This is a genomic window from Bacteroides sp. HF-162, assembly GCF_015679285.1.
In the GTDB taxonomy this organism is placed as follows: domain Bacteria; phylum Bacteroidota; class Bacteroidia; order Bacteroidales; family Bacteroidaceae; genus Bacteroides; species Bacteroides uniformis.
In genome coordinates this window covers 1,649,898-1,675,431 of the sequence record NZ_CP064937.1, presented here as the reverse complement: position 1 = coordinate 1,675,431, position 25,534 = coordinate 1,649,898, and the positions used below count along the sequence as shown (strand labels likewise).

The following is a 25,534-nucleotide window of genomic DNA, read 5'->3' as shown; positions in this document are numbered from 1 at the left end:
CAAAGTAGTTTTATACTGCGTTCCAGGCAAGTAATGCCTGCGTCGGGTGGAAGTAATCTGCCTACCTGCAATCTGACTCATTATTTTGTCGTGTACAAAACAATGTGTATCTTTGTCCGTTCTATTAATGGAACATGTTTTTCAAGAAAAGGAAGCCCATGTGGATATTGATTATTAGCCTGATTGTCCTTGCCCTCGTGGCAGCCACAGCCGGAATTATACGCAACCGGAAACTGCAGAAGAAGATAGACCGCGGCGAACTGGACGCCATGCCCGAAGTGCAGGAAGTGGATTCCGAATGCTGCGGACAGCATGAAATCTGCGAACGTGACAGCTTACTGGCAGCCGTCAGCAAGCAAATAGAATATTACGATGACGAAGAACTGGACAAATACATCGGCACCGCTCCCGATGCCTATACTCCCGAGCAGGAAGACGAGTTCCGCGACGTGTTCTACACCATGCAAGACACGGACGTAGCCGGATGGGTGCGCAGCCTGCAACTGCGTGGCATAGCCCTGCCGGAGAATATCAAGGATGAAGTATTCCTCATTATCGGCGAACGTCGTCTCACCCCCCATTCCTAACACTCCACATCCAACTTTTAATTTGTAATTCTTAATTTTTAATTGAATAAATGGAGCTACTGCAATACACCTTTTTCCAACATGCCCTCATCGGCAGTCTGCTGGCAAGCATTGCTTGCGGGCTGATAGGCACATACATCGTCACCCGGAGACTGGTGTTCATCAGCGGCGGATTGACGCATGCATCTTTTGGCGGTATCGGTCTGGGATTGTATACCGGCATTTCTCCCATTCTGTCGGCAGCCTTGTTTGCAGTCTTGTCCGCTTTCGGTGTAGAGTGGCTCAGCAAACGAAAGGATATGCGGGAAGACTCCGCTATTGCCGTATTCTGGACATTGGGCATGGCACTGGGCATCATGTTCACTTTCCTTTCGCCGGGATTCGCACCCGACTTGTCCGCCTATCTCTTCGGCAACATTCTCACGATTACCTGGAGCGACATCGCTCTATTGGGCGGGCTTGCCCTGCTGCTGATACTGTTTTTCGCGCTGTATCTCCATCCCATCATCTACGTGGCTTTCGACCGGGAGTTTGCTCGCTCGCAAGGTATTCCGGTGCAGGTATTCGAATATGTACTGATGATGTTCATTGCGCTGACCATCGTGGCATGCTTGCGCATGGTGGGCATCGTGCTGGTCATTTCACTGCTCACCGTTCCGCAGATGACCGCCAACTTGTTCTCGCACCGGTTCCACCGCATCATCTGGCTTTCCATCGGCATCGGTTACCTCAGTTGCCTGGGCGGGCTGATGATTTCTTTCTACTTGAATGTCCCCTCGGGTGCATCCATCATATTCTTTTCCATCATTATCTATGCCATTTGCAAGACGGGAAAAAGTTTTTGGCTATATTTGCAACGCTAAATCAAAAGACACAATGGAAATCAAAATTCAGTCATTAGACCAGATTCACGAAGCCGCCCGCCAGTTCATCGCTGAAATGGGTGACAATACCGTCTTCGCCCTCTATGGAAAAATGGGGGCGGGCAAGACGACTTTCATCAAAGCCGTTTGCAAGGAATTGGGCGTTTCCGACGTCATCACCTCCCCTACCTTCGCCATTGTCAACGAATACCGTTCCGACACTGCCGGCGAACTGATTTACCATTTTGACTTCTACCGCATCAAGAAACTGGAAGAAGTGTATGACATGGGGTACGAAGATTACTTCTACAGCGGCGCCCTCTGCTTCATAGAATGGCCGGAGCTGGTAGAGGAGCTCTTGCCGGGTAACACCATTAAGGTCACCATCGAAGAAGTGGAGAACGGAGAGCGGAAAGTCACGTTAGAGAACTTTGAATAAGGCATGCTTTTCCCCCACTTTAATTTTTAATTCTTAATTGTTATTTCTGATGAGCCAATACATCGTTCAAGGAATTTTTGCCGTCGCGGGCATCACCGCCTTGCTGGCAGCCATATTGGACTGGAACTGGTTCTTTACTGCCCGAAACACCCAGTTTATCGTACAAAATGTAGGGCGGCGACAAGCCCGCCTGTTCTACGGCGTATTGGGTGTCATCCTCATCGGCACGTCCATCTTCTTTTTTCTGAATACGCCACCGGCTACATAAAAACAAAAAATCGCGGATGAAGCCATGCTCATCCGCGATTTTCCTATACTTTTGATACAGACTATTCTTCGTCCAAAGATTCCGTATATTCCATCTCACCTTGTACGATGAAAAGGATTTCTTCCGGATCATAGTCACCCATCTCATCCTTATGGGCTTCCTTGACAATATAGTCCACGATTTTCCCCAAATCAATCTCGATGTACCCATCCGCATCCGGCTGCGCATCAAGGATGCCGCTCTCGGAATAGTACTCGTCAATCAAATCGAGAAAATAATAGAACTCGTCGTCAGAGAACTTCTCTTTCAACTCCTGCGGCAAATAATTCTTGATGTACTCGATGGTCTTTTCATCATCGACATCATTCTGCAAAAAATCGTCTTCCATTCCCATACTTACTATTGCTTAAAGGGTTAATGTTATTGACTATTTGACGATTTACGATTTACTATTTGGCTGCGCTATGATGCCGAAAGGGTAAATCGTAAATAGTAAATCGTCAAATAGTACCTTATAATATCGCTTCTATCTTGGCCACGTAAGCAGATTTCGGAGCAGAACCTACTTGCTTGTCCACCAGCTCTCCATTCTTGAAGAACAAGACTGTAGGGATGTTGCGTATACCATATTCGGCAGCCACGTCGCCGTTCTCATCCACGTCACATTTGCCAATGATTACCTTTCCTTCATATTCAGTAGCCAATTCATCGATGATTGGTCCCACCATCTTACAAGGGCCGCACCAAGGTGCCCAGAAATCCATAACTACCGGTTTTCCCTCTGCCAAGATTTCTTGAAAATTGCTGTCTGTAATTTCTAAAGCCATTTCTTTTAATATTAAATGTCAACTATAATTATTAATTTACTGTCAATTGCGTTTTATCAACCTTCGCTTTCGAAGCAAAGATAGTGCAAACCGAATGCAAAACAAAATGAACTAGTTCATTTTTTATGCTGAGATGCAGCCTATCTTCGTTTTCCAACAAAGATAACTAATTAATCCTGAACTCAAGATCCGGACGCTCTTTTAAATAAGTAATCAGTTCACGCCCCACGGAAAGCTTCACGGGACGGGAAATCAAATCGACCGTCATCTTGCTATCCTCATCTCTGACTTTGAAATAAAGCTCCGTACTGCCCGGACGTTCCTTGGTCAGTTCCGCCAGTTCAGTTATCAAAGCCTTGTTCAGCACACTCAGCGGAATGAGAATGGTTATCTTCTCAATCAGTTTCTCCTTGACGTCAGGCAACAGTTCCATGGAGGTTATCTTCAGCTCCAACTCATCCTGCCGCCATTGCTTGGGCTGGCAACGGGCTTTGATGAACAAGAAGGTACGCTCACCCAAATACCCCTGATAGGTCACCCAATCATTTCCGAAGAAAGGAAGCTCTGCCGAACCGGAATAGTCTTCAATCTTGGCTATGCCGTAAGGATTTCCATTTTTGCTGATACCGCGACGCACGGCGGTCACGATGCCACCCATTGTTATTTCGCGTCCCACAAGTGCCGTCTTATCTTCCAGCTCTGCCATGTGAGTGTTGCAAACATGCTCCAGAACTACGGAATACTCATCCAACGGGTGTGCGGACAGATAGATACCTACCAAATCGCGCTCCCGGTTCAAACGGTCGAGGTCGCTCCAACGTTCCGCTACCGGTATTTCCGGAGTGGCGATATCCACCACATTCTCACCACCGAACAGGGAGTTTGCAGCCGCAGCCTGATCGGCCTGATAACGGTTACCATAACGCACCAAGGTTTCGAGGAAGACCTCGTTCTTGGAGTTTACGGCAAAATACTGCTCTCGCTTCAGCTCCGGGAAGCTGTCGAACCCGCCTGCCAAAGCAAGACATTCCAGGTTCTTCTTGTTGCAGGCTGTCAGATTGACACGCTGCACAAAATCAAATATACCTTTGAAAGGACCATTCTTCTCGCGTTCCTCCACGATGCTCTGCACAGCACCCTCGCCTACCCCTTTCACCGCACCAAGGCCAAAACGAATATTGCCTTCCTTGTTCACGGTGAACTTCAGGTTACTTTCATTTACATCCGGTCCCAATGTATTGATACCCATTGCCTTGCATTCGTCCATCAGTTTGGTTATATCGGTAATATTCGCCAAACTTCGACTCATGACCGCCGCCATGTATTCGGCCGGATAATTGGCCTTGAGGAAAGCCGTCTGATAGGCCACCCACGAATAGCAAGTGGCATGTGACTTGTTGAAGGCATAGGATGCAAACTTTTCCCAGTCGGCCCAGATTTTCTCGAGCACTTTCGGGTCGTGGCCGTTCTTTTGTCCGCCTGAAATGAATTTCGGCTTCATGTGGTCCAGCTTGTCACGCAGTTTCTTACCCATCGCCTTACGCAAGGCATCGGACTCACCACGGGTGAAGTCTGCCAGCAAACGCGACAGAAGCATGACCTGCTCCTGGTAGACCGTAATGCCGTAGGTATCCTTCAGATACTTCTCCATGATGGGAATATCATACTCGATGGGCTTGCGTCCCCACTTACGGTCGATGAAGTCGGGGATATAATCCATAGGACCCGGACGGTAGAGGGCATTCATGGCAATCAAGTCCTCGAAAGTGCTAGGTTGCAACTCGCGCAGATACTTCTGCATACCGGCCGATTCAAACTGGAACGTACCGATGGTGCGACCGTCGCAATAGAGTTTATAGGTAGCAGGGTCGGAAATGGATATCTTGTCGATGTCGAGTTCCAAGCCGCGGTGCAGACGTACATTGGCAACGGCTTCCTTAATGATGGACAAGGTTTTCAGTCCGAGAAAGTCCATCTTGATAAGTCCCGTATCTTCGATGACGGAACCTTCGTATTGGGTTACGAGCATCTTCTCGCCCGTCTCCTTATCATCTGCCGTGCTGACGGGTACCCAATCCGTAATATCGTCACGGCAAATAATAGTACCGCAAGCATGCACACCCGTACCACGTACATTACCTTCCAGCATCTTGGCATATTTCATCGTATCGCGCACCAGGGGATCGGGTGAAGCTTCCGCAGCCTGCAATTCGGGTACGTACGCGATAGCATTCGGCAGGTTGAGTTTCTTGTCGGGAATCTTATCCGGCACGAGCTTGCACAGACGGTCCGATTCGCTCAAAGGCAGTTTCTGTACGCGCGCCACGTCCTTGATGGCCATCTTGGTCGCCATTGTGCCGTATGTAATGATGTGCGCCACCTTCTCTTGCCCGTATTTCTCCGTCACCCAGCGGAGCACTTCTCCACGCCCGTCATCATCGAAGTCCACATCGATATCAGGCAAAGAAATACGGTCGGGATTCAAGAAACGCTCGAACAGAAGGTCGTATTGAATCGGGTCTATTTTCGTGATGCCCAAGCAATAGGCCACCGCCGAGCCGGCAGCCGAGCCACGTCCCGGTCCTACCGAAACGCCCAGCTGTGTGCGGGCGGCATTGATAAAGTCCTGCACAATCAAGAAGTATCCGGGGAAACCCATCGTCTTCATGATGTACAGCTCAAAGACCAGACGTTCCTTCACCTCGTCGGACAAGGGATCACCGTACAGCTTCTTGGCACCGTCGAATGCCAACTTTGCCAGATAGTCGGCTTCCAGCTTGATACGGTACAGTTTGTCGTAGCCCCCCAGACGCTTTATCTTGGCATTGGCGGCATCCTCATCCAGCACCACCTTGCCGTTTTCATCCTGGGTAAACTCATCAAATAAGTCCTTTTCGGTATATTTCTGCCGATAGCCCTCTTCCGTTCCAAAATCTTCCGGAATAGCAAACGTAGGCATAATAGGAGCATGGTCGATGGAATAATATTCCACCTTGTCCAAAATCTCCAAGGTATTGGACAAGGCTTCGGGAATATCCTCAAACAAGGCGTTCATCTCAGCCTTTGTCTTCATCCATTCCTGCTTGGTATAGAGCATTCGGGTAGGGTCATCCAGGTCTTTACCCGTGCTCAGACAAATCAGGCGGTCGTGCGCTTCCGCATTCTCTTCATCCACAAAGTGGACGTCATTAGAGCAGATAACCTTAATGTCATATTTCCGGGCAAGCTCCAGCAACTTGGCATTCGCCTTCTGCTGAAGCGGATAGGCTTCGTGGTTGGCACGGGGAACAGTGGCTTTATGGCGCTGAAGCTCCAGGTAGTAATCATCGCCAAACAGATTCTTATACCAGCGTACAGCTTCTTCCGCCTCTTCCAGCTGGTCATTGATAATCTTCTTAGGGACCTCGCCACCGATACAAGCCGAGCAGACAATCAGCCCCTCATGATACTTTTCCAGTTCACTGCGGTCTGTACGCGGACGCATATAGTATCCCCTTGTCCAGGCATGCGATACAAGTTTTATCAGATTGTGATACCCCTTCTCATTCTTCGCCAGCACAATCAGGTGATAGCCACTCTGGTCCGGCTTCCCCTCCTTCTTATCCATGGTTCGGCGAGCCACATACATTTCACAGCCTACAATCGGCTTGAACAACTTGCTTTCCGCTTCTGCCATCTTGGCACGGCAACCGGCAATCTCCGCTTCCTTGTCTTCACACTCTATCTCACCGCTTTCAATACCGGCAATCCTTTTCTTGAGGTCCTTTATCTCCCCCTTCGGCCCGCTGTTCTTCTTGTTGACATAGTTGGTGAACTCCTTGATACCGAACATATTTCCATGGTCAGTCACGGCAATGCCTTTCATACCATCCTTCATGGCCTTGTCAACCAACCTGCTGACACTTGCCTGGCCATCCAGAAGAGAGTATTGGGTATGGACATGTAAATGAACAAAATCTTGCATATATATCCTTTCTATTCAGAGCCTAAAATTACAACCTCTATCACAGCTAACAAAAATATTTCCCAAAAAGTTATCAACATACACATTTCTCTCTCCAAATCCTTGTTAGATTTTCAAAATAAGCCTATTTTTGCAGATAATTTCTATCTAAATTAGCAAATACGATATACATGGGTCGATTAAAAAGATTAAAAAAGATACGCATACACCGTGAAGGAACACATACATTGGCAGGCAGCCTGGCCTTGATTCTGGCTGTCAACACTGCCCTTTACTTCGGATTGGAATGCAAAGTTCCTTTTTACGTAGTAGCGGTCATCAGCCTCATAGTATATGGCATACTCGTGAACTTCTTCCGCTGCCCCATCCGTTTGTTCGGACAAGAAACGGAGAAAGTCGTGGTAGCTCCTGCCGACGGTAAAATCGTAGTGGTGGAAGAAGTGGAGGAAAACGAATACTTCCACGACCGCCGTATCATGGTATCTATATTCATGAGTCTGGTTAATGTACACGCCAACTGGTATCCGGTAGACGGTACGGTAAAGAAGGTGTGGCACCAAAACGGAAAGTTCATGAAAGCCTGGCTGCCCAAAGCCAGCACCGACAACGAGCGTTCCACCGTAGTAATAGAAACCCCGGAAGGCGTGGAGATTATGGCACGACAGATAGCCGGAGCCATGGCGCGCCGCATCGTAACCTATGCCGAACCGGGCGAGGAATGCTATATTGACGAACATATGGGTTTCATCAAATTCGGCTCCCGCGTGGATGTCTTTCTGCCGTTGGGCACCGAAGTATTCGTTAAACTAGGACAACTGACTACTGGCAATCAGACAGTGATAGCCAAACTTAAATAATAAAAGAACAACAATGGCAAACTGCATTACCCGCCATATTCCAAATACTCTGACCTGCCTGAACCTATTCTCCGGGTGTATTGCTTGTGTCATGGCATTCGAAGCCAGATATGAATGGGCACTCGCTTTCATTATTTTCAGTGCCGTATTCGATTTCTTCGACGGCATGATGGCACGTGCACTGGACGCACACTCCATTATCGGCAAGGATTTGGATTCTCTGGCAGATGATGTCAGTTTCGGAGTGGCCCCTTCCCTGATTGTATTTTCCTTGTTCAAGGAAATGGACTATTCGGGCGCAATGGAAAGCTTGGCCGGTGTTTTCCCCTATCTCGCATTTCTTTTGTCCGTATTCTCTGCACTGCGGCTTGCCAAGTTCAACAACGATACCCGCCAGACGAGCTCTTTCGTAGGACTTCCCGTCCCGGCAAACGCCTTGTTCTGGGCTTCATTGGTGACGGGCGCTCACGACTGGCTGGTGAGCGGCAGCTTCCATCCGGTTTATCTGTTGCTGCTGGTCTGCCTTTTCTCATGGCTACTTGTATCGGAGATTCCAATGTTCTCACTCAAATTCAAGAATCTGTCATGGAAAGACAATAAAACAAGCTTCATTTTCCTGCTTGTCTGCATTCCGTTCCTCATCTTCTTGGGAATCTGCAGCTTTGCTGCAATTATCGTGTGGTATATACTACTTTCGCTTATTACAAGGAAAAGTAAATAAACAAATCTTTGGCACGGTTGTTGTATTGAAGTTCGCAGAAAACGAACACATAAAAAGACATTAGCCCATGTTTCATATTTTAGGATTTTTATTCATCATCATAATTGCCATTCTGCTCATTGGCCTCAGCATTATCGGTACTGTCATCCGGAACATATTCGGATTGGGCGGACGCCGTACTTCCTCCAACTCCGGTCCCTACCAAAAAGGAAATGGTAACTACCAGCCGGGAGGGTACTCCTACAATGATAATAGACAATCGTCTGAAGAGGTACAAGCTGAAGAAGGTGAAATACGCCCCCGCCACAAGAAACTGTTCTCCAAAGACGAGGGAGAGTATGTGGATTTTGAAGAAATCAAAGAGTAGGGATTAGGGATAAAGGATTAGAGATTATTTGCGCTTGGCGGCAAAGAACTCTTTCATCAGGGCGGCACATTCATCTGCCAGAATTCCTTTTACCACTTGTGTTTTGGGATGCAATGCCTGCGAGGCATAGCGCTGATACCCTCTTTTCTCATCTTCAGCACCAAAGACCAGACGTCCCATCTGCGCCCAGGCAATGGCACCGGCACACATCACGCAGGGTTCCACTGTGACATAGAGAGTACATTCATTCAGATATTTGCCGCCAAGGGATGCAGCGGCAGCGGTAATGGCTTGCATCTCGGCATGGGCGGTGACATCTGTCAAGGTCTCCGTCAGATTATGGGCACGAGCTATGATACGGTCCTTGCAAACCACAACCGCACCTACAGGAACTTCTCCCCGTTCACCTGCCTTCTGCGCTTCCTGAAGTGCCTGCTTCATATAATAGCTATCGTCCAACGCCATCCCCTTTTAATTGTTAATTTCTAATTTTTAATGCTCATCTCCTCATGTCGTGCTCACCGAACAAAGTAGGATAATCCTCTTCCATATTCTTATGGATAAACATGAGAATAGTCTCCCGCAGCCAACGCGACTTGTTCGTTATCTTGTATTTCTCCAGATAACGATCCACAATCCGCTGCTCTTCCTCGCTCATCAGGCATACCATGCGCTGCTCGCGCTTCGGTTCTTCGGGCGTTGCTTTCGCACACGTTTTATCTCTCTTTCTCATATTTCCTGCAAAATTACTTTTACTTCTGTAAAAACAAAACGAACCTACGTAATTTTTATATCAGAAACGCTTAAATGGCACTGAAATATTTTTTTGACCGATAAACTTAAAGAATTTCTTAAAAACATTTTAATTTAATAATTAAAAACGTATTTTTGGAGAGTTCTAAATTTAAAAGGTATGAAACATGTAAATTATCTCAGCTTCTTTCTACTCGCGTTGTTCAGTATAAGTTTTATCTCATGTAGTGACGATGACGATAATAAGCTTAATACCGGCATAACCAATCAAAGTTGGACAGAGGGAAAATCCCTGGAGATCAGCCAGGATAATGACTTGTCTGTAAGCTTCAATGCTGCAGCTAAATGGGTAGCTTCCGTCACCTCTGGAGCGGATTGGTGCAAACTGAATACGACCTCGGGCACAAAAGGACAAAGTACCTTGAAATTATCTGTAAGTACAAGTTCCACCACCGACCGGACAGCCAGAATCTCCATTAATATAGACGGCTATTCTCCTGCAAGTTTTGAAGTTACACAAAAAGGGACCAGTGCTCCCCAAACCACTGAAGATATGGAGATTAACGCAAAAGTTGATGAATATCTGAGAGAAATGTATCTCTGGAACGATGAATACAAAACATTGAATCTTGACCATAACAAAGGCTATGAAGACTTCTTCTATGATGCATTGGGAAGTATGACTACTAATACTTTGGATAAAAAGGCCACTGCGGATGGAAAATATACTCTCTTTTCATACATACAGAAAAAAAATCCCATCGGTTCAACCCGTTCCACTCAATGGGTAAAAAAAGAACAAACTTACAGTTTCGGCATTACCGGAGCAGACGTTCGAGCAATTGGAAGCGAAGATAATTACACTATCTACTTCTTTGTACAAGGTGTTTACCCCAATTCACCGGCAGCACGAGCAGGTATTAAACGAGGTTCCTCAATCATGCAAATAAACGGAGAGAAGTTAACCATGAGTAATTATTGGCAACATTACCTAGATTTACTGATACCAGCTTCGGCTTTCAGCCTGAAAATTACAGAGGAAAAGACAGAGGGAGGAACCCAAGAAAAAGACATATCTTCCGAAGCCATGTACTGCAATCCTATTCTTTTCAGTAAAGTGACAACAGAAGAAGAAACCCCAGGGCACAGAATTGGCTATCTTGTTTATTCTGGATTTGAGGCCGGATTTGACCAAGAATTATTCGATGTATTCAAAGAATTCAAAAGTCAGAATATCACGGACCTAATTTTGGATTTACGTTACAATGGAGGTGGCCACGTTATATCAGCCAACCTAATAGCAACTTGTATAGCCGGCGCAAAATCTGAAGGCAAAGTGTTCACAAGCCTGAGATATAATAAAGAAAGAATGAAAAAACGCAACGATAAACGTGAGGAAGAATTGTTTGCATATTCCAACTATGAGAATCTGGCTACGTCTCTATCAGCAGGTGCCTTAAACCTTCAGCACGTCTATTGTATCGTAGGTAACGGAACAGCATCAGCCAGTGAACTTGTCATCAATTCTCTAAAGGGAATAGATGTAGAAGTAACACTTATAGGTAAAAGAACTACCGGTAAAAATGTAGGTATGGAACCAGTAGAATATACCATAAGAAATAACGTCTACGAAGTGGTTCCCATCACCTTCCAAAGCTATAATGCCAAAGGAGTTGGAGATTATGAAAATGGGTTCACACCTGACATCGAAATAGATGAAAACGACCCTTACGGCAGAGGAGACGGATATTACATATACAGAGACTATGGTTCGGATAAAGAGTTCCTATATGCCCGTGCCATCCAGGAAATCACCGGTCAGGCTCCGGCACCCACAACACGCAGTGCAGCACCCCTGATGAGAGGCAAAGCCTTGAAGGTCCCTGCCATCTACCGACGAGGACATGAAGGCATGATTAAGTTGCCGGAATAATGGCAATACACAATATTCTTGGAAAAGCCGGTGAAGACGCCGCTGCCAAATATTTGGAACAGAACGGTTACACCATACGTGACCGTAACTGGCGGAAGAATCACCTTGAGCTGGATATTGTAGCCGACAAAGATAAGGAACTGATTATTGTGGAAGTGAAAACCCGTAGCAATACGGACTACATCGAGCCGCAGAATGCCGTGAACTGGCAGAAAATACGACGTATTGTCGTAGCGGCCGATGCCTATATCAAGCACTTCTGTTTGGATGCACCCGTCCGCTTCGACATCATAACTGCTGTAGGCGAACCGGGAGCATTCAGGATAGAGCACATGAAGGATGCCTTCTATCCACCCATATTTTGATAATTGACAATTGATAAGTGAGAGTTATTTCAATCGTAAATCGTAGATTATAAATTGTAAACCGTAAATACCATCATGGACATAGAAACCGCCCGCGAATATTGCCTCAGCAAAAAGGCCGTCACGGAATGCCTTCCGTTCGACGAATACTCGCTCGTGATGAAAGTCATGGATAAAATGTTTGCACTTATCGACCTGGAAAGCGCCAACAAGATTTGTCTGAAATGCGACCCCGAATATGCACTCGAACTGCGGGAGCACTATGCTGCCATCGAAGGTGCCTATCACTTCAACAAAAAGTACTGGAACCAGGTGTTCCTTGACGGTGACGTCGACGACAAACTGTTGAAGCAACTGATAGACCACTCTATGGAAGAAGTATTGAAGAAGTTCACCAAAAAAATGCGTACCGAATATGAAGCCCTGCCCTGACACATTCCCGTTCCCGCTGGTAGCATTGGACGAAACGGCATCGACCAACCAATACCTCAGCCAGCTTTGCAACCAGTTGCAAGAATCCGTTGCCGAACTAACAACCGTGACTGCCGAGTTCCAAACCGCCGGTAAAGGCCAGCGCGGCAACACCTGGGAAGCTGAAGAAGGCAAGAACCTGCTTTTCAGCTTTGTACTCTACCCTTCTTTTCTGGAAGCCCGCCGACAGTTCATCCTTTCACAAATCGTTTCCCTCGCCATTAAGGAAGAACTGAGCAGATGGTCTGATGAAATCACCATCAAATGGCCGAACGACATTTATTGGAAAGACAAGAAAATCTGCGGTATACTGATAGAGAACGACCTTTCCGGACATCATATCAGGCGCAGCATTGCCGGAATCGGCATCAACATCAACCAGGAAGTCTTCAACAGTGATGCTCCCAACCCCGTCTCACTGAAACAAATCACCGGAAAGGAGCACGACCGTTATGAAATCCTTGCCCATATCCTGAGACGTGTACAAATCTACTACAACAGCCTCCAAATGGAGGACTTCGCCGTCTACTCCGACGAGATATCCACACGGTATGCCCGCTCCCTTTTCCGTCGCCGGGGATTGCACCCTTATGAAGATGCCAACGGCAAGTTCCTTGCCCGGTTGCTGCGTGTAGAGCAAGACGGACGGTTCGTGCTGGAGGATGAAGGAGGAAGTGAACGGGAATATCTGTTCAAGGAAGTGCAATACATTCTGTAAAGGAGATTCATCCCTATCACAAAGTTTATTTTGAAATTCATCTGTCACGCTATCACGTCACAAGGGAGGAACCATCTATGCCAAACAAGTTGCCTATCGCAAACTTTTGGAACTCACCATCGAACAAGCGACACAGACGGAAACCATCCACCGGATGCACTTCCCTCTACAACTATCAACTGCGTGAAAAAGAGAACAACCGGCTGAAAGCGACAACTTAGAGTTGCTCAACCACATCTTGCAACAAAAAGCGATAGAAAACGAGCAAGAGCAGGAGGGCCAAGAGTATCTGCTTGGTTCCAATATATAGCAGAAACTATAAGAACGGGCAAACTTCGCTCGTGGCGAGGCATACATCACCCCTGAAGAATGGGAAATACTGAAAGAACTGATGTCTCCTGTCTGCCCCAACTTCTTTGAAAAGCTGCATTCACTGCACAATCCCAACGAAAACGAACTGCACGTATGTATGCTTATCAAGCTCCAATTCCGCCAAACAGACATCGCACGGTTGATGCACCCAAGCCGGAAAGCATTTCTTCCATCCGAAGACGACTTTATCAGAAAGTGACCGGAGAAAAAGGGACACCGGAAATGTGAGAATGAAAATTATGAAATTTCTTTAGCTCTACTTTCTTTTGTTTTGATTACAAAAGTAACAAAATATGCTGGCAAAAAGTGAATTTGTTCTTTTTGCCAGCATCACTTAATTGGTATCTAAAATTCTTAAACGATAGAACCTTCTATGTATAACAACCATTAACTAAAGAGTGAAAAGGCTCCAATAGACCCAACGACGAACACAGCGACAATCACCCATATAAATGAGATAATGAAACCTGCAATGGCGCAGCCGCGCGGACTTTTGAATAAGCCGATGAAACTAAAAAGCGCACCGAGGAACCAGATAATCCACCCAAGAATAGGTATCCACCCAAGAAAGATTCCAAGAATGGCGAATACCAGCCCAGTAGTGCCGATACCATTGGATTGCTTACCTGGAACATTTACGTAAACCGACTGTTGCGTAGCATTTGTGTTCTGCTGGAACGGCTGCTGGGCTGTTTGAGGTTGAACCTGAGGTTGTCCTGCTTGCAGGACTGCATTACAATGAGGGCAGGTGGTAGCTTTGTCCGAAACCTGCTTTCCACAATGGGAACAAAAAATGAGTGCCATAATACAAAATATATTAGCGTTAATAAATAAAAAACTATTCTAGGTGAGTATGTTGTTTGGAAACATACAGCACAAGTCCCTTATAATCAACCTTATAAAAGTCTCCTACTTCTCCTAAATAAGGAAACCGTTCACCTTTCTCCGGGTGACGGTTGGTTCCGTCAGCCCACTTGTATGTTTCTGCATCCGACGATGGTGCATACCGTAAACGTAGGTTGACACCATCAATCACTACTTGCCGCGAAGTACCTACGACAGATTCCAATGTGTTGGTCTTATCCTTAAAATAATCGGTCGTATAATAAAATATACCGAAACTTACTAACAGCACCAATACAATACCACCAATAAACCAATATAAAGCCCTACTCCTTGGGGGAAGGGAAAGTTCCTGCTCTTCAACCTCTATAGGAGATGCTGTCTGTGTAATGGATACCGGAGGGATAGATGAAGCGGCAATCGGCGTAGCTGGTACAACGGGACATCCGCATTGCGGACAAACGTATACGGAATCAGCCAGCTCAGCACCACATTCATGGCAATGGCGATTTTTCGTGGCAGATATGGGGCACCCGCATGTGGGGCACGATGTTACACCGTTAGGGATTTCAGTTCCACATTCACTACAAACAATAAACTGTTCCTCTTCTGCACAACGTTCACTGATGTTACCACACTTCGGACAGAAACATTCCTTTTGATAAGCATCATGTTCAAATATGTGTTGGCATGAAGTACACTTGAATTTCATTTTCGTACTCATAAATAGTTATTTTTAGTTGTTGAAATACTCAAGGGATTGTGTCTCGATACGTTCCGGTTCTGTTTTGGTAGAGAATGACTCACCATTCTCCTTATACTCTTTCACCTGATTGGTGCGGGTAACTTTTCGCTTCAACCAATTCCCATGCTCGTCCACTTCCAGATACTCATATCTATCTGTGGTAAGGTAATCTCCGGTTTCATCGTAATCGTGTACACTTTTACTATCAGGAAGAAGGTTCACACCGGTGTAAGTGAATGTTTCTGTGAGGTAAATCATTCTTACCTGACTTTTACGTTCTATGATTCTGTCCTGCTCGTCAAAAAGATATTCTACAGAACCTTCCATATCGGATTCATTCTTACTCATATCGCTCCGCTTATGGTCGCTGTATGTGATGGTGTAAGAGCCCCAATCGCTTCGGCTGTATTCTGTACGGTTGTCATTGTACTTATAAATCAGGGAATATTCTTCCCCTTTACTGATTTCCAGTATATTCCCAACCTTGTCAAACCGAGTGGTTTCCCCTTCACTATTGGTCAGACTTTCTACGCTCCCATATAGGCCGAGACCTTTACGTGCCGACAAAGGATGAGGAGTTTCAGTTTCTTTATTAACGGGAGCCGCATTCAAAATGCCATCAACATCTGAAGTCTTAAATAGTGCCCCTTCAAAGATGAATCCTCCCTCAACGGGCGAATAATATGCGGTATAAGGCTTTACTTCCTCCATCTCCTCCGGAGTAACGTCTTCCAGCAGTCCCCTAAAGGATTCCAAGTGACGTGTGAAGACCAGCCGATTTCCTTCTATCTTTCCATAATAGACCGTTGCTCCTTGGTAGACCGAATTCCAAAGATTTCCATCCTCTGGCACAGAATTATAACCCCTCGCCATAAATACGTTGTTTCCATCCAGTCTGAAAGATAGGGCACCGTATTGTACTCTCTGCTCTGCCAAAGGACAATACGCTTCAAAAGCCTTCTTCGGAATAGAATCATGGGATAGCACTTTGGAAAATTCGCTGTTGACATAGCCCTCTTCACCTGTACGTAACCGAACTTTATACCATCCGTTGACCGAATCTACCAGTTCGCACATTTCTCCACGTTCAACAACCCCTACCAGTTTGCCTTCCACCGATTCCTTTTTGACGCTAATGTCCGACTTTATTGCAATTACATACGTGTGGTTTGGATTCTTTGAGGCAGAAAGAGACTTTTGCTTGGGAGAGTCTTTGCAGGCCATGAATAACAAAAACGTACCGCATAAAATGAATAGGTGACGTGCATTCATAATATTTAAATAATTAATCTCCCTCAGTCTCTCCCGGGAACCATTCAACATAAAAGCGTGAGACTGCAATGCCACGTTCTGGTTGGAGGTCCTAGGAAAACCTTGTACACGGATATGGTTATAGCAGCCCACGCTATATGCGTGAGAACCACTATGCTATCCTTGTGTACAATTGCGAATTTCCTAGGTTCCCAACCACAAGATAAGCATAACGCTTCTTCAAATTCTAAAATGTCTTGGAGAGAATTCCTCTCTCCAAATGCAAAAATATGAAAAATGTAGGAAGCGCAATAACATTTCCTGCATTTTTTATGTTGGCGCATAAATATCTCAAAGACGGATATGCAACGGTGCTCAATATAAAACTCAAAAAAAGAAGCTAGACTTACCAGCTGCTAAATCTGAACAATGACGTCCATCCGGGAATGTTGACAAATTCTCATAGTGGAAGTTTTGAAACCGGGAACGATAAATTCTCTTTCTACACCATCTTTTCCTGGGCGGGAAACAACCGTGAAAAAGGAACTGAATACGGAGAACAGCACTACTCCGGAACAGAAAAATACTACAATACAGAAACCTGAAACTATTTGCGCAATGCCGCCTTTTACATGGGAGGAGACTTTGTGCCTAACCTTAAGAACAACAACAAAACCTACCAGTTCATCACCGCCATGCAGGGGATAAAGCTGCAAGACTGCGAGCAACGCCGCCGCTGGGAGTGGGAAGACGTGCAGGCCGAACTTTTCGAAGCCAACATGAAGAACCTGAAACTGCAACAGACACAAGAAGCAGGCAGCATCTTCATCAACGAAATAAAGAACAGGAAGCGGAAAGACGACCATCATCAAATTGCTGTTGGGCTACTACAAGGCATTGGGCGGAGAAATCTCCATCGGCGACACAGATCTCAACCAGTTCAACCTAAAATAGACAAGGAACGGCTGGCAGAGGCTGCCCGGATTGCCAATATAAACGACTACATCATGCGCCTCCCCCTGAAATACAACACTCTGATAGGGCAAGACGGTGTGGGTCTGAGTCAAGGGCAGAAACAACGGATACTGATTGCCCGAGCCGTCTACAAGAATCCGCAGTACATCTTTCTGGACGAAGCCACCAATGCGCTGGATGCCAACAACGAGCGGATAATTGTAGAGAACCTGACGGAGTTCTACAAAGGGAAAACGGTGATCGTGGTGGCCCATCGCCTAAGCACTGTAAAGAACGCCGACCGGATAGTAGTGATAGACAAAGGGAAAATCATAGAAGCCGGAAAGCATCAGGAACTGATAGCCAGCCGGGGAGCTTATTATAATCTTGTGAAGAATCAATTGGAATTGGGCAGTTAGCATATGGAAAGCAAGGATATAGAACTCAGAAGCAAACAGGTACGGAAAATCATCGGGCAGATTCCTCCGCTGCTGGTACGTAGCGGAATCGGCATCATCGGAATAATTATAGCTTTGCTGCTGGCTGTAGCCGCATTTGTCCCCTATCCCGAAACAACGGAATGCGACATCACCCTGACGGACATTCAGCAAGGAGAAGTGTCAGCTACCGGAGAACTGCCGTATGCCTGCATCACACAAGTAAGTACCGGCATGAAAGCAGAAATTGAACTGGAAGGATATACAAGCAAGGAATACGGCTATCTGCAAGGAACTGTCACAACCGTTTCTACACGGATAATCAGCCGCAACGGGCACAACTATTTCTGTTTTATACTGTCACTGAAAGAAGTCCCTTTCATGCAGAAAGGCATGAAAGGAAAGGCATCCATCATCTTGTCGGAGAAGACGCTGCTCGGAAGAATATGGGAGTGAACAGCTATGCCTCGCCAAACAAGTCTTCCCGCACAACACCTCGCTTCGCACCCGCGATGAATAAGCGTTAGAAATCTATTACTTGCGCAATCCGTATCTCAAAAAGGAGATTGAGCTACTATTAACGCATCTCCGCCTCCATCTTCTTTATTCTTTCCAGCGTATTGCCTGCCTCCATGGAAGGAAATACCTGGAGCACCCGTTGCAGATAGGTCTTTGCCTTGCTATAGCTATTGGTAAGCACGTCCGACAAACCGTTACGATAACGGGCATATTGCATCCGCGTAGGGGAAGTTATCTTCTTAAAGTCATCATCGAGCTTCTTCCTTTCCTTTTCTGCCTGAAGATAGAAATAATTCCCCAAGAAGATATTTGCCTGCAGGTTATCACCGTCGAGCATCAGCACCTTCTCGTAGGTTTTCAGAGCATCCTTCTCTTTTCCCCGCATCATTTCCATCTCGGCACAAGAAACAAGGGCAGGCACATCTTCGGGATGGCGTTGCAAGAACTCCTTATAGAAGAGATAGGCCTTGTCGTAATTCCGCATTTCCTTGTAATGGGCAGCCAGCTCATTGGCCAAACGGGAAGCTACCACAGTGTTCTTGTCAACATTGGCCCAATAGAACATTTCCGCCTGGTCCACACCGGCATCTGCCGACTGACGAAACAGACTTACGGCATAATCGTCCTTGCCTTCGGACAACGCTTCGGAAACTTTCTGTAACAATTCACCCGCCGACTGAGCGAAAACTGACAGAGGCAACATCAGAAACAAAGAGAAAAATAAAGTTAAGGATTTCATTTTTAAAGTATATAATAGTTTAACAGCCTGAATCATCTCCATAGAAATTCACCTACAAATTTACACACTTTCACTGCAAACATCAACAAAATATAGTTAATCTTTCCCACTATTTTCCCCTTTTCTGCGTAACTTTGCCAATCTTATGAAATAAGCGTTACCAATGAAGCTCAGAGACAAGCAAATCTTGCAAATAGCACTGCCTTCCATCGTATCAAACATCACCGTTCCTTTGCTCGGACTGATTGATGTAGCCATTGTCGGACACTTAGGCTCACCGGCCTATATCGGAGCCATTGCCGTAGGCGGGATGCTGTTCAACATCATCTACTGGATTTTCGGTTTCCTGCGCATGGGGACCAGCGGAATGACTTCACAAGCATACGGAAAACGGGATTTGCCGGAAGTTGTACGCCTATTAGTGCGCTCCGTCGGCATAGGGCTGGCTGTCGCGTCCTGCCTCATAGCATTGCAAGTCCCCATCAGACAAGGCGCATTCCTGCTGATTCATCCTACAGACGAGGTCAAAGAGATGGCAACGCTTTATTTCCACATCTGCATCTGGGGTGCACCCGCCATGCTGGGACTATACGGGCTCACGGGATGGTTCATCGGCATGCAGAATTCACGCATTCCCATGTATATAGCCATCACACAGAATATAGTCAATATCATTGCCAGCCTCTGCCTGGTCTATCTATGCGGAATGAAAGTCGAAGGAGTTGCCCTGGGGACGCTGATAGCCCAGTACGCCGGTTTCCTGATGGGGCTGATGCTCTGGATACGCAATTATGGAAAGTTGCAGAGATACTGGGAAATTAAAAATTATAAATTGGAAATTAAAGGGGAAGAAAGAAAAGGTATCTGGGAGAAGGAGACAATGCTAAAATTCTTCCAAGTGAACAGGGACATTTTTCTGCGCACCCTTTGCCTGGTGGCGGTTACTCTGTTCTTTACTTCAGCAGGAGCTTCGCAGGGCGAAATCATTTTGGCTGTCAACACGCTGCTGATGCAGCTCTTCACTTTGTTCTCGTATGTAATGGATGGTTTTGCCTACGCAGGCGAGGCCCTGAGCGGCAGATACATAGGCGCACACAACCGGGAAGCCTTTACAGACACCGTCCGACATCTCTTTGGATGGGGAGCGGTAATGGCAGTTCTCTTTACGTTGACCTATGCACTGGGAGGTAATGCCTTCCTCAGGCTATTGACGGATGACAAAGAAGTGATAGCGGTTGCCGACACCTATTTCTACTGGGCGCTTGCCGTTCCTGCCGTTGGTATAGCCGCCTTCATTTGGGACGGCATTTTTATAGGTGCCACAGCCACGCGCGGCATGCTGCTGTCCATGACTGCAGCAGCCGTCAGCTTCTTTGTCTTGTATTATGGCCTACATCCCGTCCTGGCAAACCATGCTTTATGGCTTGCCTTCCTCACCTACCTCCTGATGCGGGGAGCGGTGCAGACGGGATTGAGTCGGGGAGTCATTAAAAAAGCATTCCCCAGTGAGAAGTAGCCTATTTATTGCGATTTTAAGCGATGAACATTTCAAGGGGAAAAAGCATTATCTTTGTATCGCTATGACTTATACATAACTCAAGTTTCGCAAGTTCAAGAACTTACGAAACTTAAATACATAATTGTTATGACAGACAAGAATATTGTTCAAGAGACATTTCCCGTATTGGGAATGAGCTGTGCATCATGTGCCGCACGGATAGAAAAGACGCTGAACCGGCAGTCCGGTGTCAAGATAGCAGCCGTAAACTACGCTTCGGCAACGGCAACCGTAGAATATGACCCCAAGAACTGTTCTTCCGAGGCATTGCAGCAAGCCGTGCAGGCCGCCGGATATGACTTGCTGATAAATCGGGACGGCAATACGCTCGAAGAAGCGGAAGAGGCCCACAACAAAAAATTCACTACACTGAAACTCCGCACTGTCTGGGCCGTTATTCTATCCTTACCTGTTGTCATAATAGGTATGTTTTTCATGGATATGCCCTATGCCAATCCTATCATGTGGACACTATCCACTCCTATTGTATTTTGGCTGGGACGGGGATTCTTCAGCAGTGCCTGGAAACAGCTGAGACATGGCAGCGCCAATATGGATACACTGGTAGCCATCAGCACCGGAACAGCCTATCTGTTCAGTCTGTTCAACATGTTATTTCCGGACTTCTGGCAGTCCAGGGGCATCCACCCGCATGTGTATTTTGAAGCGGCAAGTGTCATCATAGCTTTTATCCTGCTGGGGCGCCTGCTGGAAGAAAAGGCGAAAGGAAACACTTCAACAGCCATCAAGAAGCTGATGGGACTCCAACCCAAGACCGTGACCGTCGTCGGGAATGAGGAACGCATTGTCCCTATTGAGCAGATTCGCCCCGGCGACATCATACTGGTGAAGCCCGGCGAACGGATTGCAGTGGACGGCATCGTGACGGAAGGTTCTTCGTACGTGGACGAAAGTATGCTGAGCGGCGAACCGGTAGCAGTGTCCAAGCAAAAAGATGCCAAAGTCTTCGCAGGTACCATCAACCAGAAGGGGAGTTTCCGCTTCCGTGCAGAGAAAGTCGGCACAGATACACTGCTGGCAAAGATTATACACATGGTGCAAGACGCACAAGGGAGCAAAGCACCGGTACAGCAACTGGTCGACAAGATAGCAGGGATATTCGTACCTACCATTATCGGCATTGCAGTGCTCGCTTTCATCGTATGGATGATGCTGGACGGAACCGGTGGATTCACCCACGGATTATTGGCATTTGTCACAGTGGTTATCATCGCCTGCCCGTGTGCGCTAGGGTTGGCCACTCCTACCGCCATCATGGTAGGCATCGGCAAGGGAGCCGAAAGGGGGATACTGATAAAAGATGCCGAGAGCCTGGAGATTGCCAAAAAGGTAAATACCGTAGTACTCGACAAAACCGGAACCGTAACCGAAGGAAAACCGGTAGTCAGTAAGCTGGTATGGAATACGCCGACAACTACTCCCAATCCAAGCATTTCCTCAAAAGATGTCTTGCCGGACATTTTCTACAGTCTGGAAAAGTTATCGGAACATCCATTGGCAGACGCCGTAGTGAATCACCTCAAGGAATCGGCTTCCATAGACGACATCCAAGATTTCGAAACCATCACCGGAAAAGGTGTAAAAGGACGGACACAAGGCCGGATTTATTTTGTCGGAAACCTGAAACTACTGGAAGAGAACCGGATTGCCATCAGCCGGTCTCTTCGGGAAGAAGCTACCCGACTGACAGCGAAAGCACAAACCGTCATCTGGTTTGCCGACGAAGAAAACGCACTGGCAATAGCCGGAATCACGGACCGGATAAAGGAAACTTCCATTCGTGCCGTCGACGAGCTGCGTGCCACCGGTATCGAAGTCCACATGCTGACCGGAGACAATGAAACCACCGCCCGCGAAATTGCCCGCAAAGCAGGTATTGCGCATTATCAAGCGAGCGTACTGCCGCAGGACAAGGCAGCCTTTATCAGCCGGTTACAAGCAGAAGGACGGAAAGTGGCGATGGTGGGCGATGGCATCAACGACAGCGCCGCCCTTGCCCAAGCCGACTTGAGCATCGCTATGGGCGGAGGTAGTGACATCGCCATGGACGTAGCCAAAATGACTATCATCTCCTCCGATTTGACAAAAATTCCGGAAGCCCTCCAACTATCCCGTCTGACAGTCCGGACCATCCGGCAGAATCTGTTCTGGGCGTTTATATACAATATAATAGGTGTGCCCATTGCAGCCGGAATACTCTATCCCATCAACGGCTTCCTGTTGAATCCGATGATAGCCGGCGCAGCCATGGCATTCAGCAGTGTCAGTGTGGTAAGCAACAGCTTGCTGTTAAAACGGAAAAAGATACATGAAAGGGAAGAAAACAAAAAAGTTGAACCATCAACAGAAACAATCATGAAAAAAGAATTCAAGGTAGAAGGTATGATGTGCAACCATTGCCGCATGCACGTAGAGAAAGCATTAAATAGTATGGAGGGTGTACATGCCACCGTAACCCTGAACCCTCCGGTGGCCATCGTAGAGTTTTCAGACGGAGAAAAGACACTCGAAGAATTGCAGAAGGCAGTGACAGAAGAAGCCGGTGACTACACACTGAAGGTATAAGGGTAAAATTCATACGGTTTTCATACAGAAAAGAAAGAGGAAATCAAAGTAAATATCTACCTTTGCACGCTAATCTACATATAAAGATATGAATGCAAAAGCTAAAGGATATATTTTGGGTTCTATCGCCGCAGCCTCCTACGGTATGAATCCATTGTTTGCCCTCCCGTTGTACAAAGCCGGCATGGATCCGGACTCCGTACTCTTTTTCAGATACCTTTTTGCCATCCCATTGCTGGGCATTATGATAAAAGCGAGAGGGCGGACATTCAAGATACAACGGAAAGAAACATTTCCGCTCATCATCATGGGATTACTCGTAGCCCTCTCCTCACTGACGCTTTTTCTGAGTTATAATTATATGGCCGCCGGCATAGCGTCGACACTGCTGTTCGTCTACCCCATCATGGTGGCTCTTATTATGGCTATGGTCTTCAAAGAGAAGCTGGCACTGCAAACCATCGTCTGCATGCTGCTTGCACTGGGAGGCATCGGGCTGCTCTATAAAAGTGAGGACGGCAGTACGCTGAGCCTGATAGGGACATTGCTGGTTTTCGCTTCCTCCCTTTCCTATGCCATATACATTGTGGGCATCAACCAGACGTCATTGAAAAATGTAGCTACACTCAAAGTCACCTTCTATGTCCTTCTCTTCGGCTTATCGCTCTTCGTAGCACGCCTGCTCTATTCCGGAGTACTGAACACACCGGACCAGTGGTATCTGTGGGGCAATTTGCTTGCACTGGCTGTCTTTCCCACCGCCATATCCTTCCTCTGCACTACTGGAGCCATCCAATACATCGGCTCCACCCCGACCGCTATTCTCGGTGCATTGGAACCCGTGACAGCCATCTTCTTCGGAATAGCTGTCTTTGGAGAAAGCTTGACTGTCAGAGAAAGCATCGGACTGGTGATGATTATTGTAGCCGTAACGCTCGTCATCGCAGGGGGAAACATTACAGGCCAACTGGTTCGTTTCAGGAAACTGTTTCCAAGACTCCCGATAAAGAGCAAGAAAAACAACTAATTCTATAAACCATCATCAACCATGAAAAAAAATCTCTACCTGCTTTTAGTTCTGTTATTCCCTATCGGCCTACAAGCTCAGTCCGAGGTGATCGTACTCCGTCCGGATGAAGACAAAGCCGAAGTGAACGAAGCTGAATATACCAAAATTTTCCTGGCTGGAACCATTGACATGGGCAAGAGCATAGACTGGCAAAAGGCAACCTGCGACTGGTTCCGAGCACGTCCCGAAGGCAAATATCTCCTATACAACCCCCGAAGGGACAAGGGGTTGAGCGGTGAAATGTCCGACTTTGAACATCAAGTGAACTGGGAACTGGAACATCTGGAAAAAGCCGACCTGATAATCATGAATATCCTGGCAAGCAGTAAGTCTCCCATCACTCTGCTGGAGATGGGGCTGCACATGCGTTCCGGCAAACTGCACGTCATCTGCGAGCCCGGCTTCTACCGCTACGACAATGTGCGAATTACTTGTAACCATTATGGTATTCCGTTATATCACAGCATGGACGAGTTCCTAAAGACAATACGTTAGGCAACTATCCTACCTCATTCTGCAGCACTTTTCAGTTTTATTCTTTATCTTTGCTGCAAAGAAATATAACAAACTATATATTATGACAACCTATAAAAGAATCTTATTGAAGCTCAGCGGCGAGAGCCTGATGGGTGAAAAGCAATACGGCATTGACGAAAAACGCCTTGCCGAGTACGCAGCTCAAATCAAAGAAATCCACGAATTGGGAGTACAAATAGGCATCGTGATAGGCGGTGGAAACATTTTTCGCGGATTGAACGGTGCCCACAAAGGATTCGACCGCGTGAAAGGCGACCAGATGGGAATGCTGGCAACCGTCATCAACAGCCTTGCCCTCAGTTCAGCTCTGGCAGCTACCGGCGTGAAGGTCCGCGTGCTGACTGCCGTACGTATGGAACCCATCGGTGAATTCTACAATAAATGGCGTGCCATCGAATGTATGGAAGCAGGCGAAGTAGTCATCATGTCCGCCGGTACAGGCAATCCGTTCTTCACTACCGATACCGGTTCCAGTCTGCGCGGCATCGAGATTGAGGCAGATGTCATGTTGAAAGGTACCCGTGTGGATGGCATCTATACCGCCGATCCGGAGAAGGACCCGACAGCCACGAAATTCCACGACATCACTTACGACGAAGTACTGAAGCGCGGTCTGAAAGTGATGGACCTCACCGCCACCTGCATGTGCAAGGAGAACAACCTACCCATCATCGTTTTTGACATGGATACAGTGGGGAATCTGAAAAGAGTGATGCAAGGAGAAGAAATCGGTACACTGGTACATAATTGAATTAAAAACGGAAAACGAAGAATTGAGAATAAAAAAATGA

At 46.8% G+C, this 25,534-nt stretch carries 28 protein-coding genes and 1 pseudogene; 20 read left to right on the top strand and 9 right to left on the bottom strand.

All coding sequences use genetic code 11. The annotated features are described in order from the left end of the window. Positions 1-158 precede the first annotated feature (158 nt). Genes ITJ87_RS06610 through ITJ87_RS06595 form a run of 4 tightly spaced genes read left to right on the top strand, consistent with a single transcriptional unit; the run spans position 159 to position 2,157 of the window. On the top strand, positions 159-587 hold the full coding sequence (locus tag ITJ87_RS06610) for a hypothetical protein (protein WP_055288493.1): 429 nt from the start codon (positions 159-161) through the stop codon (positions 585-587). Between the two features lie 50 nt (positions 588-637). Further along, the gene (locus tag ITJ87_RS06605) at positions 638-1,450 is read left to right on the top strand and encodes a metal ABC transporter permease (RefSeq protein WP_016274158.1); all 813 of its coding nucleotides are present in this window, start codon (positions 638-640) and stop codon (positions 1,448-1,450) included. Between the two features lie 13 nt (positions 1,451-1,463). Further along, positions 1,464-1,889 carry a tRNA (adenosine(37)-N6)-threonylcarbamoyltransferase complex ATPase subunit type 1 TsaE gene (gene tsaE, locus ITJ87_RS06600; RefSeq protein ID WP_117964909.1) on the top strand — a complete coding sequence of 142 codons (426 nt, stop codon included), beginning with the start codon at positions 1,464-1,466 and terminating at the stop codon, positions 1,887-1,889. Positions 1,890-1,938: 49 nt separating this feature from the next. Further along, positions 1,939-2,157 (top strand): immunity 17 family protein, encoded by a 219-nt coding sequence (locus ITJ87_RS06595; RefSeq protein WP_117964911.1) that lies wholly within the window; start codon positions 1,939-1,941, stop codon positions 2,155-2,157. A gap of 61 nt (positions 2,158-2,218) precedes the next feature. Here the strand turns inward: ITJ87_RS06595 and ITJ87_RS06590 are convergent, their stop codons facing one another. From ITJ87_RS06590 to dnaE, 3 genes are all read right to left on the bottom strand, one after another. Further along, a complete protein-coding gene (locus ITJ87_RS06590) occupies positions 2,219-2,551 on the bottom strand; it encodes a hypothetical protein (RefSeq protein ID WP_005824189.1) in 333 nt (110 codons plus the stop codon). 118 nt (positions 2,552-2,669) lie between these two features. Beyond that, a complete protein-coding gene (trxA, locus tag ITJ87_RS06585) occupies positions 2,670-2,984 on the bottom strand; it encodes a thioredoxin (RefSeq protein WP_005824191.1) in 315 nt (104 codons plus the stop codon). 166 nt (positions 2,985-3,150) lie between these two features. After that, entirely contained in the window at positions 3,151-6,948 is a 3,798-nt protein-coding gene (gene dnaE / locus ITJ87_RS06580) for a DNA polymerase III subunit alpha (protein WP_117599284.1), read from the bottom strand. A gap of 170 nt (positions 6,949-7,118) precedes the next feature. Between dnaE and ITJ87_RS06575 the strand changes: the two genes are divergently transcribed. The 3 genes from ITJ87_RS06575 to ITJ87_RS06565 all read left to right on the top strand — a co-directional run bounded on the left by ITJ87_RS06575 (position 7,119) and on the right by ITJ87_RS06565 (position 8,893). Continuing rightward, positions 7,119-7,805 (top strand): phosphatidylserine decarboxylase family protein, encoded by a 687-nt coding sequence (locus tag ITJ87_RS06575; RefSeq protein ID WP_117599283.1) that lies wholly within the window; start codon positions 7,119-7,121, stop codon positions 7,803-7,805. Positions 7,806-7,818: 13 nt separating this feature from the next. Further along, the gene (gene pssA, locus ITJ87_RS06570) at positions 7,819-8,526 is read left to right on the top strand and encodes a CDP-diacylglycerol--serine O-phosphatidyltransferase (RefSeq protein ID WP_117599282.1); all 708 of its coding nucleotides are present in this window, start codon (positions 7,819-7,821) and stop codon (positions 8,524-8,526) included. A 67-nt stretch (positions 8,527-8,593) separates the two neighbouring features. Continuing rightward, on the top strand, positions 8,594-8,893 hold the full coding sequence (locus ITJ87_RS06565; RefSeq protein ID WP_016274162.1) for a DUF4834 family protein: 300 nt from the start codon (positions 8,594-8,596) through the stop codon (positions 8,891-8,893). A 24-nt stretch (positions 8,894-8,917) separates the two neighbouring features. On the opposite strand, the gene ITJ87_RS06560 is transcribed toward ITJ87_RS06565, so the two are convergent. Together ITJ87_RS06560 and ITJ87_RS06555 are read right to left on the bottom strand one after the other, a co-directional pair. Continuing rightward, entirely contained in the window at positions 8,918-9,352 is a 435-nt protein-coding gene (locus ITJ87_RS06560; protein WP_117599445.1) for a nucleoside deaminase, read from the bottom strand. Between the two features lie 40 nt (positions 9,353-9,392). Then, positions 9,393-9,626 carry a hypothetical protein gene (locus tag ITJ87_RS06555; RefSeq protein WP_005824205.1) on the bottom strand — a complete coding sequence of 78 codons (234 nt, stop codon included), beginning with the start codon at positions 9,624-9,626 and terminating at the stop codon, positions 9,393-9,395. 180 nt (positions 9,627-9,806) lie between these two features. Here ITJ87_RS06555 and ITJ87_RS06550 point away from each other — a divergent pair, with 180 nt between their 5' ends. The 5 genes from ITJ87_RS06550 to ITJ87_RS06530 all read left to right on the top strand — a co-directional run bounded on the left by ITJ87_RS06550 (position 9,807) and on the right by ITJ87_RS06530 (position 13,704). Continuing rightward, a complete protein-coding gene (locus tag ITJ87_RS06550; protein WP_117976791.1) occupies positions 9,807-11,579 on the top strand; it encodes a S41 family peptidase in 1,773 nt (590 codons plus the stop codon). Beyond that, the gene (locus ITJ87_RS06545; protein ID WP_117599281.1) at positions 11,579-11,944 is read left to right on the top strand and encodes a YraN family protein; all 366 of its coding nucleotides are present in this window, start codon (positions 11,579-11,581) and stop codon (positions 11,942-11,944) included. Before ITJ87_RS06550 ends, ITJ87_RS06545 begins: the two co-directional genes overlap by 1 nt. 75 nt (positions 11,945-12,019) lie before the next feature. Continuing rightward, on the top strand, positions 12,020-12,376 hold the full coding sequence (locus tag ITJ87_RS06540; RefSeq protein ID WP_025834268.1) for an MmcQ/YjbR family DNA-binding protein: 357 nt from the start codon (positions 12,020-12,022) through the stop codon (positions 12,374-12,376). Continuing rightward, positions 12,360-13,133, top strand: coding sequence for a biotin--[acetyl-CoA-carboxylase] ligase (locus ITJ87_RS06535; protein ID WP_005835105.1), 774 nt, complete (start codon positions 12,360-12,362; stop codon positions 13,131-13,133). Before ITJ87_RS06540 ends, ITJ87_RS06535 begins: the two co-directional genes overlap by 17 nt. A 391-nt stretch (positions 13,134-13,524) precedes the next feature. Beyond that, positions 13,525-13,704: a hypothetical protein gene (locus tag ITJ87_RS06530; RefSeq protein ID WP_117599280.1), complete on the top strand. Its 180-nt coding sequence runs from the start codon at positions 13,525-13,527 to the stop codon at positions 13,702-13,704. Between the two features lie 188 nt (positions 13,705-13,892). Here ITJ87_RS06530 and ITJ87_RS06525 read toward each other — a convergent pair whose 3' ends face one another. The 3 genes from ITJ87_RS06525 to ITJ87_RS06515 are packed head-to-tail and all read right to left on the bottom strand — an operon-like array spanning position 13,893 to position 16,365. Continuing rightward, positions 13,893-14,309: a zinc ribbon domain-containing protein gene (locus ITJ87_RS06525; RefSeq protein ID WP_117599279.1), complete on the bottom strand. Its 417-nt coding sequence runs from the start codon at positions 14,307-14,309 to the stop codon at positions 13,893-13,895. Between the two features lie 34 nt (positions 14,310-14,343). Next, entirely contained in the window at positions 14,344-15,072 is a 729-nt protein-coding gene (locus ITJ87_RS06520; protein WP_117599278.1) for a zinc ribbon domain-containing protein, read from the bottom strand. Between the two features lie 12 nt (positions 15,073-15,084). Continuing rightward, entirely contained in the window at positions 15,085-16,365 is a 1,281-nt protein-coding gene (locus ITJ87_RS06515; protein WP_117964913.1) for an SH3 domain-containing protein, read from the bottom strand. A 425-nt stretch (positions 16,366-16,790) separates the two neighbouring features. Here ITJ87_RS06515 and ITJ87_RS06510 point away from each other — a divergent pair, with 425 nt between their 5' ends. The 3 genes and pseudogenes from ITJ87_RS06510 to ITJ87_RS06500 all read left to right on the top strand — a co-directional run bounded on the left by ITJ87_RS06510 (position 16,791) and on the right by ITJ87_RS06500 (position 18,191). Next, a complete protein-coding gene (locus tag ITJ87_RS06510) occupies positions 16,791-16,949 on the top strand; it encodes a hypothetical protein (RefSeq protein WP_158562813.1) in 159 nt (52 codons plus the stop codon). 57 nt (positions 16,950-17,006) lie between these two features. After that, positions 17,007-17,717, top strand: a pseudogene (locus ITJ87_RS06505) (ATP-binding cassette domain-containing protein); the annotation flags it as partial. A 3-nt stretch (positions 17,718-17,720) separates the two neighbouring features. Further along, entirely contained in the window at positions 17,721-18,191 is a 471-nt protein-coding gene (locus ITJ87_RS06500; RefSeq protein ID WP_117964915.1) for an HlyD family secretion protein, read from the top strand. A 121-nt stretch (positions 18,192-18,312) separates the two neighbouring features. Here ITJ87_RS06500 and ITJ87_RS06495 read toward each other — a convergent pair whose 3' ends face one another. Beyond that, complete coding sequence (locus ITJ87_RS06495; RefSeq protein ID WP_117599444.1) at positions 18,313-18,993, bottom strand: hypothetical protein; 681 nt, start codon at positions 18,991-18,993, stop codon at positions 18,313-18,315. A gap of 163 nt (positions 18,994-19,156) precedes the next feature. On the opposite strand from ITJ87_RS06495, the gene ITJ87_RS06490 reads away from it, so the two are divergent. The 5 genes from ITJ87_RS06490 to pyrH all read left to right on the top strand — a co-directional run bounded on the left by ITJ87_RS06490 (position 19,157) and on the right by pyrH (position 25,494). Continuing rightward, positions 19,157-20,509, top strand: coding sequence for an MATE family efflux transporter (locus tag ITJ87_RS06490; protein WP_117964917.1), 1,353 nt, complete (start codon positions 19,157-19,159; stop codon positions 20,507-20,509). A 129-nt stretch (positions 20,510-20,638) separates the two neighbouring features. Next, positions 20,639-23,137 carry a heavy metal translocating P-type ATPase gene (locus tag ITJ87_RS06485; RefSeq protein WP_117964919.1) on the top strand — a complete coding sequence of 833 codons (2,499 nt, stop codon included), beginning with the start codon at positions 20,639-20,641 and terminating at the stop codon, positions 23,135-23,137. 88 nt (positions 23,138-23,225) lie between these two features. Then, positions 23,226-24,164, top strand: a complete 939-nt coding sequence (locus tag ITJ87_RS06480) for a DMT family transporter (RefSeq protein WP_117964920.1) — start codon at positions 23,226-23,228, stop codon at positions 24,162-24,164. Positions 24,165-24,185: 21 nt separating this feature from the next. After that, a complete protein-coding gene (locus ITJ87_RS06475) occupies positions 24,186-24,701 on the top strand; it encodes a nucleoside 2-deoxyribosyltransferase domain-containing protein (RefSeq protein ID WP_117964922.1) in 516 nt (171 codons plus the stop codon). An 82-nt stretch (positions 24,702-24,783) separates the two neighbouring features. Continuing rightward, entirely contained in the window at positions 24,784-25,494 is a 711-nt protein-coding gene (pyrH, locus tag ITJ87_RS06470) for a UMP kinase (protein ID WP_117599271.1), read from the top strand. Positions 25,495-25,534: the final 40 nt, after the last annotated feature.